18 protein-coding genes are annotated in these 13,707 nt (G+C 56.6%); 12 read left to right on the top strand and 6 right to left on the bottom strand.

The window, feature by feature from the left end; translation table 11 throughout:
• The first annotated feature begins 14 nt into the window (after positions 1-14).
• Positions 15-629 (top strand): iron-containing redox enzyme family protein, encoded by a 615-nt coding sequence (locus EL26_RS15300; protein WP_052036445.1) that lies wholly within the window; start codon positions 15-17, stop codon positions 627-629.
• Positions 630-746: 117 nt separating this feature from the next.
• Entirely contained in the window at positions 747-1,211 is a 465-nt protein-coding gene (locus EL26_RS15295; RefSeq protein WP_038090728.1) for a hypothetical protein, read from the top strand.
• Positions 1,212-1,254: 43 nt separating this feature from the next.
• Here the strand turns inward: EL26_RS15295 and EL26_RS15290 are convergent, their stop codons facing one another.
• On the bottom strand, positions 1,255-2,811 hold the full coding sequence (locus EL26_RS15290) for an alpha-amylase family glycosyl hydrolase (protein ID WP_038090727.1): 1,557 nt from the start codon (positions 2,809-2,811) through the stop codon (positions 1,255-1,257).
• A gap of 138 nt (positions 2,812-2,949) precedes the next feature.
• Between EL26_RS15290 and wsfD the strand changes: the two genes are divergently transcribed.
• The 3 genes from wsfD to EL26_RS15275 are packed head-to-tail and all read left to right on the top strand — an operon-like array spanning position 2,950 to position 5,845.
• Positions 2,950-4,356, top strand: coding sequence for a glycan biosynthesis hexose transferase WsfD (gene wsfD, locus EL26_RS15285; RefSeq protein WP_152559283.1), 1,407 nt, complete (start codon positions 2,950-2,952; stop codon positions 4,354-4,356).
• On the top strand, positions 4,346-5,374 hold the full coding sequence (locus EL26_RS15280) for a glycosyltransferase family 2 protein (RefSeq protein ID WP_238546128.1): 1,029 nt from the start codon (positions 4,346-4,348) through the stop codon (positions 5,372-5,374). Before wsfD ends, EL26_RS15280 begins: the two co-directional genes overlap by 11 nt.
• Before the next feature lie 15 nt (positions 5,375-5,389).
• Complete coding sequence (locus EL26_RS15275; RefSeq protein ID WP_238546127.1) at positions 5,390-5,845, top strand: GtrA family protein; 456 nt, start codon at positions 5,390-5,392, stop codon at positions 5,843-5,845.
• Between the two features lie 19 nt (positions 5,846-5,864).
• Here the strand turns inward: EL26_RS15275 and EL26_RS15270 are convergent, their stop codons facing one another.
• From EL26_RS15270 to EL26_RS15260, 3 genes are read right to left on the bottom strand one after another with little or no spacing between them, the layout of a single operon-like run.
• Positions 5,865-6,155, bottom strand: coding sequence for a hypothetical protein (locus EL26_RS15270; RefSeq protein WP_038090723.1), 291 nt, complete (start codon positions 6,153-6,155; stop codon positions 5,865-5,867).
• The gene (locus tag EL26_RS15265; protein ID WP_038090721.1) at positions 6,155-7,585 is read right to left on the bottom strand and encodes a radical SAM protein; all 1,431 of its coding nucleotides are present in this window, start codon (positions 7,583-7,585) and stop codon (positions 6,155-6,157) included. Before EL26_RS15265 ends, EL26_RS15270 begins: the two co-directional genes overlap by 1 nt.
• On the bottom strand, positions 7,578-8,339 hold the full coding sequence (locus EL26_RS15260; RefSeq protein WP_038090719.1) for a prolipoprotein diacylglyceryl transferase: 762 nt from the start codon (positions 8,337-8,339) through the stop codon (positions 7,578-7,580). The genes EL26_RS15265 and EL26_RS15260 overlap by 8 nt, the downstream gene beginning before the upstream one ends.
• A gap of 159 nt (positions 8,340-8,498) precedes the next feature.
• On the opposite strand from EL26_RS15260, the gene EL26_RS15255 reads away from it, so the two are divergent.
• The gene (locus EL26_RS15255) at positions 8,499-9,068 is read left to right on the top strand and encodes a GNAT family N-acetyltransferase (RefSeq protein WP_038090717.1); all 570 of its coding nucleotides are present in this window, start codon (positions 8,499-8,501) and stop codon (positions 9,066-9,068) included.
• Between the two features lie 52 nt (positions 9,069-9,120).
• Positions 9,121-9,615, top strand: a complete 495-nt coding sequence (locus EL26_RS15250; protein ID WP_038090804.1) for a DUF4188 domain-containing protein — start codon at positions 9,121-9,123, stop codon at positions 9,613-9,615.
• Between the two features lie 141 nt (positions 9,616-9,756).
• Here EL26_RS15250 and EL26_RS15245 read toward each other — a convergent pair whose 3' ends face one another.
• Together EL26_RS15245 and EL26_RS15240 are read right to left on the bottom strand one after the other, a co-directional pair.
• Complete coding sequence (locus EL26_RS15245; RefSeq protein WP_038090715.1) at positions 9,757-10,281, bottom strand: NAD(P)H-dependent oxidoreductase; 525 nt, start codon at positions 10,279-10,281, stop codon at positions 9,757-9,759.
• A gap of 73 nt (positions 10,282-10,354) precedes the next feature.
• The gene (locus EL26_RS15240) at positions 10,355-10,600 is read right to left on the bottom strand and encodes a hypothetical protein (protein WP_038090714.1); all 246 of its coding nucleotides are present in this window, start codon (positions 10,598-10,600) and stop codon (positions 10,355-10,357) included.
• 163 nt (positions 10,601-10,763) lie between these two features.
• Between EL26_RS15240 and EL26_RS15235 the strand changes: the two genes are divergently transcribed.
• The 5 genes from EL26_RS15235 (at position 10,764) to EL26_RS15215 (ending at position 13,655) form a co-directional block, all read left to right on the top strand.
• Positions 10,764-11,156 (top strand): FixH family protein, encoded by a 393-nt coding sequence (locus EL26_RS15235; protein WP_038090713.1) that lies wholly within the window; start codon positions 10,764-10,766, stop codon positions 11,154-11,156.
• 36 nt (positions 11,157-11,192) lie between these two features.
• Complete coding sequence (locus tag EL26_RS15230) at positions 11,193-11,810, top strand: SCO family protein (protein WP_038090712.1); 618 nt, start codon at positions 11,193-11,195, stop codon at positions 11,808-11,810.
• A gap of 58 nt (positions 11,811-11,868) precedes the next feature.
• On the top strand, positions 11,869-12,237 hold the full coding sequence (gene folB / locus EL26_RS15225) for a dihydroneopterin aldolase (RefSeq protein ID WP_038090709.1): 369 nt from the start codon (positions 11,869-11,871) through the stop codon (positions 12,235-12,237).
• 95 nt (positions 12,238-12,332) lie between these two features.
• Entirely contained in the window at positions 12,333-12,812 is a 480-nt protein-coding gene (locus EL26_RS15220) for a GNAT family N-acetyltransferase (protein ID WP_038090706.1), read from the top strand.
• Between the two features lie 24 nt (positions 12,813-12,836).
• Positions 12,837-13,655: an AAC(3) family N-acetyltransferase gene (locus EL26_RS15215; RefSeq protein WP_038090701.1), complete on the top strand. Its 819-nt coding sequence runs from the start codon at positions 12,837-12,839 to the stop codon at positions 13,653-13,655.
• Positions 13,656-13,707: the final 52 nt, after the last annotated feature.

Here is a 13,707-nt window from a genome sequence, read left to right as displayed (position 1 = left end):
GGAGCGATTTTGAAATGAAAGATCTGTTGGAACAAGCCATCGAATCTGGACGCAATCGACTCTTGACGGAAAATCCATACTTCAAGCTGCTTCCTGACAAAAAAGACCCCGCTGATTTTGAAGCCATGTGTGTTGATCTCTATCATCTTTCCGGACAGTTTCTGGACGCGATCACGATGCGCTACGAGCGCTTCCACGACGCGCCGGAATCGATTTTCAAGTCGCACATGGAAGAAGAACGCGGTCACGCGGAGATGTTGCGCCGTTGGATGTTGCAGATGGGGATGAAGGACCCGGCGGAGCAATTCCCGAGCGTGGAGACGGAAAATTACATTTCGCTGATCTACCGGGCGGCGACCACGCTGTCGAAAAATCAATCGTTGTTGGTGATCAATGGCGCCGGTGAGGGAACAGCGCAAGATTACTATATGGAAACGTACCGACACTTCCAGAACCTGGGGTTCCCGAAGTTGAACTACTGGTTCCTGCATGCGGAAGTCGACCAAGAGCACGGCAACATCATGCCGTATATCTCCGAGTTGACAGAGGAAGAGGCGCGGCAGGCGCTCCATTTCGTCGAAGTCGCGATGGAAGCGATTTACGAGATGAAGGCTGGCTGGCTCCAATAAAAATTTGGGAAAGGGCCTGGAACTCGACATCCAGGCTCTTTTTTTGTCGAACGAAATATGATAAATTAATAAATAAGAAGATGAAATTTAATAGATTCTGTCGGGAGGATGTTCGACATGTCGAAAAACTTTAAGATTGAAGCAGACGGCAACGTTGTGGCGTGGGCGATTTTGGGTCGGTTGGAATTGGAAGAGGTCGTGGATTCCATCCAAGCGATTCAAGCGACTATCTCTCGCGCGAAGAATGCCAATGGAAGTTTGAAGATCATCGTAGACAACTTCGCAATGTCGCAAGAGGGCGCTACTGCGTTTTCTCAGGCGGTTGCGGAGAAGTGGGGCGAGTTGCAGAAGTGGTTTATCGCCAACCTGAGCGCGGAAGCCGGCGATCAGATCGCCGTCATTCAAGGGCGCGTAACGACAGTCATGCAGATGACCCGTCTGGGACAACAAACGGGCATGGACAAACTGGAAAAGCACTTCTGTGAGAAAACATACGCAGAGACGAAAAAGAAAGCGTACGCGCATCTCGGCATCGAATCCAACAGTCTCATTGAAAGCGTAGAAAAGCTCGTAAAAGCATAATGAGAAAGCCCCCGGCTCCGGATGGAGTTCGGGGGCTCTGTCGTTATGAGCGTTGCAAGATGATGCTGGAGTACGGCGGCATCGTCAGAGCGTTGCTTTTGACTTTGGCTTCGGGAGTGCTGGCAAAGTAGGTGTTTTGATACGATTTGAGGTCGCCGTCCAGCGCGACGTCTTGCGCTTTGCCGCTCAAGTTGTGCACGACGAGCAGCGATTGGTCGTCGAGGGTGCGCTTGAACGCCACGAGCCCTTCTGCGTGGATCGACGGCACTTCGGCGAGCTCTCCGCGAATCAGGACGTCGCTTTGACGGCGGGCCTGAATCAGCGCTCTGTAATGGGCGTACAACGACGTGGCAGACGCTTGCTCCGCTTCGACCGACTTGGCGGCGTTGTCTGTGTTGTAGTTGGCATATTCCCAGTTTGTCTGCTCGGGAGCTTTCGGGTCTTTTTTCCACAGAATCGGTTCGCGGATCGCTTCGTCCGGTTTCTTGCCTTCCATGCCGAGCTCTTCGCCGTAGTAGAGGAACGGGTCGCCGGGCAGCGTCAAGAGCAGCGAAGCCGCCATCTTGGCATGGTCAACGTTGCCGTCCAACTGGCTCATCGTGCGGTCCATGTCATGATTGGTCAAGAACGTCGAGTCGATGTAGTCCTTGCCCGCCGTCTCCGCATAGAGTTGGCGCGTCGCGATCAACTGCGAGACCAAGTTGGAGTCGCTTTCACTCTGGGCGGCGGCGATCAACATCTTGGAGAGGTCGAAGTCAAACGCCGAGTTCAATCCTTTCAGATACGGCGCGACGACGGTCGGCGAATCCCAGATTTCGCCGACGAGGAAGACGTCCGGCTTGACTTCTTCCATCCCTTTGCGAAACTCTTGCCACCACGCGACGTTGCGGGCCGGATCAGGATCGGAGTAGATGTGCTTGGCGGCATCGAGACGGAATCCGTCGACGCCGATGTCTTTCAACCAATACTGTCCGGCTTGGATGATTTCTTGCCGGACTTTCGGGTTGTCGTAGTTCAGATCGGGCATGCCGTCATAGAAGTAGGCGTAATACTGGTTGCCGGGGTCGCCGTGCCAAAGTTCTTGCCCGGTGTCGCCGCGCTCCTTGGTGTTCGTCGTCGGAGTCGCCCAGATGTAATAATCCCGGTACGGCGAGGTCGGCGAAGATTCGGCGGATTGAAACCACGGGTGCCGGTTGGACGTATGGTTGGCGACGAAATCGAGAAGTACGGACATGTTGCGTTTATGCGCTTCCTGTACCAACTGTTTCATATCGTCCGCTGTTCCGTACGTGGGGTTGACGGCTTTGTAATCGGTGGTATCATATCCGTGGTAGCTCGGCGAGGCGTTGATCGGCATCAACCAAAGCCCTTCGACGCCGAGGTCTTGCAGATAGTCGAGCTTCTGCGTCAGACCTTTGAGGTCGCCGACGCCGTCGCCGTTGGAATCGGCAAACGAGCGAACGAACACTTCATAGTAGACGCCGTGCGGCGGTTTGTGGAGCAGCGGGGCGTTTTTCGGCGTCGATTGATTCGTGCAACCGGTTGCAACAATGCCGACAGTCAGCGCGAGAGAGGAAAGCAAGAGTGTCGTTTGCTTCATAAGCGGGGGAGAACTCCTTTTTTCTTCATATTATCTCACAACTCGTTCACAATTTGGGAATTGCTAGAACGAGAAACTTCGTCTACTCTAGATGGAGGTCCTGAAAGCAACTCAATGAAAGTATTAGGTGATGACGCGGTGTTTAAAAAACTGACGTTTCCGGAGTGGGCGGCGCTGCTCTTCCTCGCAGCCGTCCTGATCGGACAACTGCTGATCGCCCCCGTGGCGGGGCTTGCCAACAACGGAGATTTTGAGCGAATCATGGTCTGGGGCGGGTTGAAAGTCCCGAACGGCGTCACGGGTGACGCGCAGTATTTCGGGTTTTTCAACCGGGTCTATGAGATCGGCGCCACCCATCTCGGCGGGTATGTGTCGTCGACGATCTTGTTTTTGAAAGTCGCGGTGTGGATCAACAAAGCGTTCCACAGCTACACCCAGTTCGACATCCGCTTTCTCGGCGCGTTGCACATCTTGACTCTGCTTGCGGGCGCGTGGCTGGTGATCTCCGGCGTCCGTCGCCGCAACACGGGATTGGCGTGGCTGACAGCCGTTCTGCTCGTGTGGGTGTCGACCGACAAAGGGATTTCGCTGTACTTCAACTCTATGTTCTCCGAAGCGACGACGTTTCTCATGTTGCTTGCGCTGGTCGGCTGTGCTCTGCATCTGACCGCCGAGTCGGAGCAACCGCAAAAGTGGGCGTTGATCACAGCAGCCGTCGCCGGTGTCCTGTTCGTGACGGCGAAAGTGCAAAACGCGTTGCTTGGGTTTTTGATCGTGTTGTGGATGCTGCGCCTCTTGCGCCTCCACGGGGAGCGCGCCTGGAAAAAAGCCGTGCTGATCGCCGCCGCCTGCGTGTTCGTGTTCACGGCGGGCTTGTCGTTTTACAACTCGTTTGAGAAGATCAACATCTACCAGACGGTGTTCTACGGCGTGTTGAAAGACTCGCCCGACCCGGTCGCCGACTTGCGAGAACTGGGCTTGCCGGAAGAGTATGTCGTGCTGGCGAACACCGATTATTTCGTCCCGCATCAGATTGACATCACAACACCGGAATTCAAAGCGGGGTATTATGACCACATCTCGCGGGGCAAAGTGTTGCTGTTCTATGCCAAGCATCTCGACCGCTTTTTTGACAAACTGAAAGTATGTGCGGCCAGTTCGTTCAACTTGCATTATTACCTGGGCAATTATGAAAACGACGGCGTGCATACGAAATTGCAACAGAGCACGAATTGGACGTCGTACACCTACTTCGCGTACAACATCTTGCCGAAGTCGATTTGGTTCCTGCTGCTCTTCTCGGTTGCGTTTGCCGCCGGGGCGATGTGGGAATGGCGTCGGGCGGTGCATGTGCGCGGGAAACTGCTCGCGGAGTTTTTCCTCGCCCTGGAGCTGATGGCGACGGCACAGTTTGTGCTGCCGATCCTCGGCGACGGAGAAGCGGACTTGGCGAAGCATCTGTATCTGTTTGATCTGTTGGGAAGTGTCATGCTGGTGACAGCTGGGATTTGGATTGTGAGGAGGATCTTCCGTGTTGGAAAGTAATCATTTGCCCGAGTTGCCCGTTCTGAGCATCGTGGTGCCCTGTTACAACGAAGAAGAAGTGTTGCCGGAGACGACGAAACGGCTGATCGACGTGTTGGAGGAGCTGATCGCGGACGAGTTGATTCACGAGTCCAGCGTGATCCTCTACGTCGACGACGGCAGCCGCGATCGGACGTGGGAGTTGATCGAGCAGTTCAACCGCGAGTCCCGCTTCATCACCGGCTTGAAGCTGGCGCGCAACGCCGGCCATCAAAACGCGCTGCTTTCCGGTCTGATGAAAGCGAAGCGAAACGCCGACATCGCCGTTTCGATCGACGCCGACTTGCAAGACGATCTGGCGGCGATTCGGGCGATGGTCGAGAAGTTCCATGAAGGCTATGAAGTCGTCTACGGCGTGCGCGAGAGCCGCACGACCGATACGTTTTTTAAGCGGTTCACGGCGGAGGGCTTTTACAAGCTGATGCGCGGGCTGGGCGCGAACATCGTGTTCAACCACGCCGATTTTCGGTTGATGAGCAAGCGGGCGCTGCAGAACTTGGGCCGCTTTGAAGAGTCGAACCTGTTCTTGCGCGGGATCGTGCCGATGATCGGATTCCGCTCGACCAACGTTTACTACGCCCGGGCGGAGCGGTTCGCGGGCGAATCGAAGTACCCGCTCAAGAAAATGCTCGCCTTCGCGTTTGACGGCATCACGTCGCTGTCGGTGACGCCGATTCGCTTTGTGACGATGCTCGGGTTTATCATGTTCGTGCTCTCGATCCTCGCCGGGATCTGGGCGCTGATCGCCAAGATCGCGGGCAGCACCGTGACGGGCTGGTCGTCGCTGATGGTGTCCCTGTGGCTGATCGGCGGCGTGCAGATCATGTGCCTCGGCTTGATCGGCGAGTATGTCGGCAAGATCTACAAAGAAACGAAGCGCCGCCCGAAGTACATCCTCGACATCGATCTCGACCCGCTCGGCGACGCCAAGTACGTGGGCGGCGAAACGCACGAGCGCGAAGAAGTCGGCACGCGCTAAGAGGAGGAAGTTCCCGTGGGCACTCTCGTCCTGAAAGTGTGGAACCACAGTTTGACCCGTTTTTTGTTGATCGGGGTGATCAACACGATCGTCGGCTTGTCCACGACGTATCTGCTGTTGAACTTGTTCGGGATCTCCTATTGGATCTCGACGTTTGCCGGGAACTGCACCGGGGGCGTGACGTCGTACTTCCTCAACCGCAGCTTTACGTTTCGAAACAGCGCGAGCGTCGGCACGAGCTGGTGGAAGTTCATCTTGGTGCTGCTCGCTTCGTACGCGGTTTCTTACTCCCTCGGCTTGCAGATCACGCGCTGGGTGCTGGCGCTGTTCACCGACAACACCGCGTGGATTGAGAACGTCGCCGTGCTGGTCGGATCGGTGCTGTACACGTTGACGTCGTATCTCGGACATAAATGGTTTACGTTTCGCGAAAGCAAATCGGACAGCACGAAAAAACACCCTGGCGCGTGAGCCGGGGTGTTTTTTTGACTTAGAGATGGGACAACCCGCTGACCATGATGCCGCAGCCGATCATGTTCAACAGGAAGATGATGCCCGCCATGATCCACATGCCGACGGAGATGCCTTGCCCGTACCTGCGGATGAGCAAGGCGAACAACGACAGCGGCGTGATGTAGACGATTTGCAAGAGGCCGATGGCGATGAGAATCGGCCCTCCGCCGGTCAACCAAATGATCAGGGCGGCGATCCCGTTGATGACCAACCCGGCACCCATGCCCCACCACAGACCGGTCTTAAAGTCATTTTGTTCTTCTGCCACTACAGCACCTCCAGTTCGTGTTCGTACATCGGGCTGTACTTTTTGCGCAGTTCCTCCAATTTCGCTTCTTTGTCGCCGCGGTAGAAGATGTTGTACGTGTCAAACGGGATGATGCGGCCGTCCGGATGTGCGATGTGCACACAGGATTTTTTGACGGAGCGCACGTCGAAGTTGTGCGGGTCGAGGAACTGCATGATCAGCACGCGGAACACGTTGTTGTAGTTCAACCCGTCCGGCACCGCGATCATCGGCAGGCAGCAGAGCAAGTTTTTCAGCGACAAGGTCTGCGATTCCGGCGAATGGTTGGTGGAGAACAGCTCGAAGATGCGGGATTTCAGCGTTTCGTCTTGCTCGAACACGATCGTGTTGCGCCCGCCCTGCAACAGCACGGAAGGGTCGATCAGGCCGGTCAGCGGGAGCACTTCGCCGCCGAGCTTCAGCGCATAGCCCATCGCGAGGGAATCCGGGTGGCAGGGCACGGGAATCATGTCGTCGGCGGTGAACACGCCCGATTGGTCGATGATCATCTGGCGGACTTCGGAGAGCGTCAGACGGTCGGTCGCCGGGTCGAACTCCTCCAAGCGGCCGGCCGCTTGAATCGGTTGGAACGTCACGCCGCGCACGCAACGCTGCTTCAAGCCGTATTGGATGATGTCGCCGACTTCGTGGTCGTTGAGGCCTTTCTTCAGCGTGACGACGAGCGTGGTGGAGATGTTGAATTCGTTCAGATGCTCGATCGCTTTGCGGCGAATCTCGCGCAGATCGGCGCCGCGCAGTTCGCGCAGGGCGTCTCCTTCAAACGAGTCGAACTGCAAGTAGAGTTCAAAGCCCGGCATGTACGTCGCGAGGCGTTCCACAAATTCGCGGTCTTGGGCGATGCGGAGGCCGTTGGTGTTGACCATGAGATGCTTGATCGGCTTCGACTTCGCGAGATCCAGAATTTCAAAGAACTGCGGGTGGATCGTCGGTTCGCCGCCGGAGATCTGCACGATGTCCGGCTCGCCTTCGTTGCGGACGACGGCGTCGAGCATCGCTTCGACTTCTTCGAGCGAGCGAATTTTCTCTTGCTGCGGCGACGATTCGGCGTAGCAGATCGGGCAGGCGAGGTTGCACTTCTCGATGATTTCCACCAGCGTCAGGCACGAGTGCTGCTCATGGTCCGGACAGAGGCCGCAGTCATACGGGCAACCGTACTTCATCGGCGTGTTCCACACTTGCGGCATCTCCGACGGTTTCAAATATTCGCGGCAGAGTTTGTAGTAGTCGGCGTCGGTGGAAATCAAGACTTTCTCCGGGCCGTGCGTGAAGCAGTGCTTGTGCAGGTAGACGTGGTTGTCTTGGATGATCACTTTCGCTTCGACTTTGGTCAAGCAGGTCGAGCAAATCGAGTTGGTGAGTTCATAGAAGATGTAGGGGCGGTTTTTAGGCATGGAGGGTCTCCTTCTTGAAAGCTTCCCGCGGCCATTGGCGCAGGAGGTTGATGTAGTGGATCAGCCCGAGGATGCAGGCGATTTGGATGTTGCTGAAAATCCAATAGATGTGCGGCACCGGCTTGATGAACTCGACGCCGAGGCGGAAGAGCAGATAGCAGAACATGAAGAGTTGGAAGATTCCGCCGTTTGGCAGCGAAGCTCGTTTTTTCAAAAAAATCAACACGCCCGCAAGCAGCGCGAGGAACGCGATCTCATAGAGCTGCGTCGGATGGCGCGGGATGCCGTCGCCAAAGTCGATGCCCGTGATCCACGTCGTCGGGTTGCCGCACGTCTCGTCGGCGAGCCCCGTCAAAAAACAACCGATCCGCCCGATGGCGAGGCCGACGATCATCGGGATCGTATAATCATCGCCGGTGCGCGACGTCCAGCCGACGCACTTTTTGACGATTTCCACGCCGATCAGACCGCCGAGAAAGCCGCCGACGATCGTCTTGCCTTGCATGAGATACGGCAGGTCGGTGATGTGCGCCCACGTCAGCTTCGGGTCTTGGAACCAGTACAGGGCTTTGGAGCCAAGTGCGGCCCCGAGGATCATGCCGAGCAAGAGCAGGGTTGAGACCTTAAACGGGATGCGGTCTTTGCTTCGCGTCCAGAGGTAGACGCGAAAGCCGATAAAGTACGCCAACGATTCAAAGAGCACATGCGGATGGATGCTCCACGAGCCGATTGAAATGTAGACCGGAAATGTCATCGTTCACCTCCACGGGAACTTTCTGGATGTTCAGACTCAGTATAGCAGGTTTTGGCAGACTCGGGAGGTACAAGACGAGACTTCGTGTTACAATAGTGAGAGGGAATTCCTGTCAGTCATCGAGGGGACGGCGGGAATGCAAGAAAGGGGATTGCCAACATGAAACTTACGGGGAACAGAGTGTATCTGCGTCCGTTGACGCAGGAGGACGTTGCTAGTTTGGTGCGATACCATGAGCGCAATCAGGAATTTTTTGTTCAATTTGAACCGACTCGTCCGGGACATTCGTACAGCGGGGAAGCGGTCGTGCAGCAAATCGAGCGCGCGGCGCAGGCGTGGGACCGGGACGAAGCGTATTTGTTTGGCGTATTTTCGCAGGAAGCCGACGAGTTGGTCGGCCGCATCGGGATCAACTTCGTGAGACGCGGGCCGCAGCAAAGCGGCATGATCGGGTACTCGATCGACCAAGCGCAAAACGGCAAAGGCTTGGGGTCGGAAGCGGTGCGCCTGTGCACGGGATTTGGCTTTGAGCAGTTGGGCTTGCATCGGATGGAAGCGGGCATCATGCCGATCAACACCGGGTCGAAGCGCTTGGTGGCGAAGGCGGGGTATCAATTTGAAGGGATTCACCGCAAGAGTTTGCTGGTGCAAGAAGTGTGGGTCGATCTCGAACATTGGGCGATTCTCGACGAAGATTGGGAGAGGTTGAACACTTCGCAAAATTCGTAAGACCCGGCGGCGCATTTCTTATATAATGGAAAATAAAAAGGGTGTGCCGCTGGTGAAAGAGATATTTAAAGGTCGATATACGGTTCAATCGGACGAGCCGTTTGTGTTGTTTTTGATCGGGTTGCGCGTGAACAAACTGTGGGCGGTGCACAAGTGGCTGCCGGTGGCGCGGGCGATGTTCCCGATGATGACGGAGTTGTATACGAACGAAGAATTAGGGTTTCTCGACAGCGAGGTGATCCTCTATTGGCGGGGCATCGGCGTGGTGCAGTATTGGCGGTCGTTTGAACTTCTGGAGCGGTACGCGCACATGGAGAAACATTTGAAGGCGTGGCAGGATTTCCACCGCAAAGTCGGGCTGAACAGCGACGTGGTGGGGATTTGGCACGAGACGTACCTGATCGAACCGGGCAAGTTTGAAACCCTCTACGGCAACATGCCGCACTTTGGCCTTGGCAAAGCTTTGAAAGACCGACACGTCCAGACGAAGGGCCCGCGCCATGAGACCGCCTACTCCCGCGTGCACGGGCACGACAAAGAACAGTGAACGAAAAAACCACCCGGCCGCGAAGGTCGAGGTGGTTTTTTGCGACAACATTGAGTGTTTTTTGCAAGGGACGCCCCGTGAAAAAGCGCGGTGGAGCCTGTGTTCCACCGACCGTTCGTGCGAGTGCGCTGGTCCAGATCATTACCACTCGCGGGTGATATGCTCCGCGAGAGCTTTGGCGTTTGCGTCAAGTTGTTCGTCCGACATCTGGAACGTCGAAGAAACGGAGAAGATCGGCAGGTAGCGCGCGCCGATCAAGTTGGCGGTCTGCTGGAACGGGCGCAGCAGTTCGGAGAGCGTGTAGTTGTTGTAGCCGCCCGCTTGGTACGCTTCGGCCGGACCGCCGGTCGAGATGGCGACGAGCAGTTCCTTGCCGTGCAGCTTGTCTCCGGTGGAGCCGTACGCAAATCCGTAGGTGAGCACTTCGTCTTGCCACTTTTTCAACAGCGACGGCGAGCTGTACCAGTACAACGGGAATTGCAACACGATGCGGTCATGGTCGAGCAGCAGCTGTTGCTCGCGGGCCACGTCGATTTTTTCATCCGGATAGACGTCGTAGAGCGCATGGAGCGTCACGTTCGGCAGCGTCTCCAGTTCCTTGGCAAAGCGTTGGTTGATGCGGGATTCCTCGAGGTTCGGGTGAGCGAGAAGCACGAGCGTTTTCAAATGAGGTCACGACCTTTCTTCATTTTCCCTACAAGTAAGGAGTATAAAGGAGCGATGCTCATTTGAAAAGTAATCATTCACCCCTTGACTTAAACACAAAAAACCGGATAAAATGCCCGAACATATACACCACCGTCGCCAGCGACAGCAAAAACCCGATCACGGCGATCAGCAAAAACAACACGTTCGAGAAAAACTGCGCGATAAACAGCGTGATCCCGCAGGCGATGACGATGGCAAGCAGTTTAAAAAATTGACGAACCGCCCAATAGAGCTCTTCGGCGGAACGGGTGGAGAAAGTCGGTTTTTCTTTGGCCATGAATTGCACTCCTCAATTTCTGGTTCTGGACTTATTCTATCATATGAACTGGTAGATGGAATTGAGGAGATGACAAATTGGTGAAGACGCTTGCAAGGTATAGGAGGCGGACAGAAGACAGAGTATGATGGGAGAGAGATACTTTGGAAGGACTGGTTCGATTATGAAACGCATGCTGTGGCTGATTCCGGCGTTGGCGGCGCTCGCCTTGACCGGGTGCGGCAGCCAGAAGACGGAACCCTTGCCCGCCAAACCGGCTGTGCCGACGATTGTGTTTGCGACAAATCCGACTCCGCTGCACGTAAACCAAGAAGGGAGTCTGACCGCAACGGTGACCGTCAACACAGACCCGGTCAAACAAGCGACCGTGGAATTTGAAATCTGGGGAGACAGCGACGCGGCGAACCATGAAAAACTCCCCGCCGCAAGCGATGACAACGGACATTATTCCATCAAAAAAACATTCGCCAAAGCGGACATCTACCACGTCACGATCCACACGACCACCCGTGACGTGCACACGATGCCGACGGTGGAGTTTCAAGTCGCGCCCTGAACAAACGAGCGCGGAATTTAGAGGAGGAACTGGAGAATGGACCCGGCAAGAAAGCGGCGAGTCGGCGTGTTCAGTACGCTGATCCTCGTGCTTCTCGCATTGGCGGGAGGTTCGTGGTGGTATTGGCATTCCGAGCAGCAAAAACTTCCGACGGTGATGCCCGCGCCTGATTTTACCCTGCAAAACATCGACGGCGGTCAGACCAGCCTGTACGGAGAGCGCGGCAAAGTGCGGTTGGTGGAGTTTTTCTTCGCGAACTGCCCGGACATCTGCCCGCTGACCACGTCGAACATGGCGAACGTGCAAGACCAATTGAAGCAAAAGGATCTGTTCGGCAAGCAAGTCGAGTTCCTCTCGATCTCGTTTGACCCTGAGCGCGACACCGACCAAGTATTGCGCGAGTACGCCGACCGCATGCGCATGGACCGCTCCGGGTGGAAGGTCCTGCGCGGGACGGAAGCGCAAACGTCGCAAGTGGCGGACGCGTACGGCGTGTATCTGGAAAAGCAAGCGGACGGGTCGTGGGTGCATTCCACCCGCTCGCTGTACTTGGTTGACGCCGACAACCAAATTCGCAAAGTCTACAACATGGGAGACGAGATGTCGACCGACGAAGTGTACCGCGACATCTTGAAGCTCGCCCGCGAAAAATAGTGCCCGCCGGTTTTGGCAACCCTAGTCCACGAACCGAAATCTGGACGGGGGTGCAGGCATGGATAAAATTTTTCTGAACGGCATGGTCTTCTACGGCTACCACGGGGTCTACCCGGAAGAGAAGAAGCTCGGCCAACGCTTTTACGCAGACGTCGTGATGGAAGCGGACCTCGAAGCGGCGGGGCGGGCGGACGATTTGCGCTTAACGACCAACTACGGCACCGTCTACGAGCACATCGACCGGATCATGACGGGGGAGCCGGTGCAGTTGATCGAGACGCTCGCCGAGCGCATCGCGTCGGCGATTTTCGCCCACTTCCCGCTGATTCACGGGGTGCAGGTCAAGATCACCAAACCGAGCGCCCCGATTCCGGGCGAGTTAGCGTCGGCGGCGATAGAAATCCACCGAAAACGCGACGGAAAATAAACGAATCTGTAAAAAATGGACGCGCCCGGAAGGGAAGCGTTCTTTTTTTGCGAATAGAGAGAGCAACGAAACCGCAAGGGAGTTGGGCAGAGCAGATGAAGGTGGAAATTCGCGAGTTGGTCGCCGACGATCGGGCATGGCTCCGGGCGTTTTTGATCGAGCACTGGGGAAGTCCGCAGATGGTATACAGCAAGGGTGTTCATGAATGCGATCAACTGCCGGGCTTCGCGGCGTTTGTCGAAGGAGAAGTGGTCGGCGTGGCCACGCTGAGCGCACAAGAGGATGCCTGCGAAGTAGTGTCCCTCGACTCGTTGCGGGAGGGACGCGGCATCGGTTCGGCGTTGATGCAAGCCGTTGAGCAATGGGCGAGCGAACAGGGCCTCGCCCGCATCCGGCTGATCACCACCAACGACAATTTGAACGCGCTGGCGTTTTACCAAAAGCGCGGCTATGAACTCGTCCGCCTCTACCCCCGCGCCGTCGAAGCGGCACGCCGCGTGAAGCCGCAAATTCCGCTGATCGCCGACAACGGCCTCCCGATCCGCGACGAACTGGAATTGGAAAAATGGATCTAACCCGCAGAAATCGAGGGTTGCAAGATGAGTGAACTGAAAGCGGTAGAATCGATTGAATCGCCCCGCACGCGCGAAAGTTTGGCGGACGACCTGCGCAAACTGGGGTTGCGGGCGGGGATGACGGTGATCACGCACACGTCGATGAGCCAATTCGGCTGGGTGTGCGGCGGGCCTGTCGCGGTCGTGCAAGCGTTGATGGATGTGTTGACGGAGGAAGGGACGCTGGTGATGCCGACGCAATCGGCCGATTTGTCCGATCCGTCGCTGTGGGGCAACCCGCCCGTGCCGGAGAGCTGGTGGGAGACGATTCGCGCCGCGATGCCCGCCTATGATCCTGTCGTCACGCCGACTCGTTCAATGGGACGCGTCGTCGAGGCGTTCCGCACGTTTCCCGGCGTCCTGCGAAGCCGGCACCCGCAGGTGTCGTTTGCCGCTTGGGGCAAACACCGGGAGCAGATCATCGCCGGGCACAGTCTCGATTTTGCGTTCGGCGAACAATCGCCGTTGGCGCGGATGTACGAACTTGACGCGCACGTGTTGCTGCTTGGCGTCGGCTACGGGAATGCCACCTGCTTGCACCTGTCCGAGCTGCGGGCTCCGGGGGCGGAGTTGCAGACCCAGTACGCGCCGGTGATGGAGGACGGGGCGCGGGTGTGGAAGGCGATGACCGACATTCACCGCGACTCCGATCTGTTCCCGGAAATCGGCACCGCGTTTGAAAAAAACGAACCTGTCCGCACCGGCCGCGTGGGATCGGCAGAAGCGAGGCTGTTCTCGTTGGTGAAGTGTGTGGACTTCGGGACAGAGTGGCTCACCGCGTATCGCGCGCAACAATCGAAATAAGCAAGAAGAAAAGAGACCGCGGCAGGGCGGTCTCTTTTTGGCGTGCACCGGG

This window comes from Tumebacillus flagellatus (assembly GCF_000714935.1).
Lineage (GTDB): Bacteria > Bacillota > Bacilli > Tumebacillales > Tumebacillaceae > Tumebacillus > Tumebacillus flagellatus.
This window is presented reverse-complemented; position numbering and strand designations above follow the sequence as displayed.

Excerpts from the sequence above, each read along its gene's own strand:
- EL26_RS15260 (WP_038090719.1), bottom strand. The coding sequence starts at position 8,339 with ATGACATTTCCGGTCTACATTTCAATCGGCTCGTGGAGCATCCATCCG.
- folB (WP_038090709.1), top strand. The coding sequence starts at position 11,869 with ATGGATAAAATTTTTCTGAACGGCATGGTCTTCTACGGCTACCACGGG.
- EL26_RS15240 (WP_038090714.1), bottom strand. The coding sequence starts at position 10,600 with ATGGCCAAAGAAAAACCGACTTTCTCCACCCGTTCCGCCGAAGAGCTC.
- EL26_RS15295 (WP_038090728.1), top strand. The coding sequence starts at position 747 with ATGTCGAAAAACTTTAAGATTGAAGCAGACGGCAACGTTGTGGCGTGG.
- EL26_RS15290 (WP_038090727.1), bottom strand. The coding sequence starts at position 2,811 with ATGAAGCAAACGACACTCTTGCTTTCCTCTCTCGCGCTGACTGTCGGC.
- EL26_RS15215 (WP_038090701.1), top strand. The coding sequence starts at position 12,837 with ATGAGTGAACTGAAAGCGGTAGAATCGATTGAATCGCCCCGCACGCGC.
- EL26_RS15230 (WP_038090712.1), top strand. The coding sequence starts at position 11,193 with ATGGACCCGGCAAGAAAGCGGCGAGTCGGCGTGTTCAGTACGCTGATC.
- EL26_RS15235 (WP_038090713.1), top strand. The coding sequence starts at position 10,764 with ATGAAACGCATGCTGTGGCTGATTCCGGCGTTGGCGGCGCTCGCCTTG.
- EL26_RS15255 (WP_038090717.1), top strand. The coding sequence starts at position 8,499 with ATGAAACTTACGGGGAACAGAGTGTATCTGCGTCCGTTGACGCAGGAG.
- EL26_RS15220 (WP_038090706.1), top strand. The coding sequence starts at position 12,333 with ATGAAGGTGGAAATTCGCGAGTTGGTCGCCGACGATCGGGCATGGCTC.
- EL26_RS15265 (WP_038090721.1), bottom strand. The coding sequence starts at position 7,585 with ATGCCTAAAAACCGCCCCTACATCTTCTATGAACTCACCAACTCGATT.
- EL26_RS15300 (WP_052036445.1), top strand. The coding sequence starts at position 15 with ATGAAAGATCTGTTGGAACAAGCCATCGAATCTGGACGCAATCGACTC.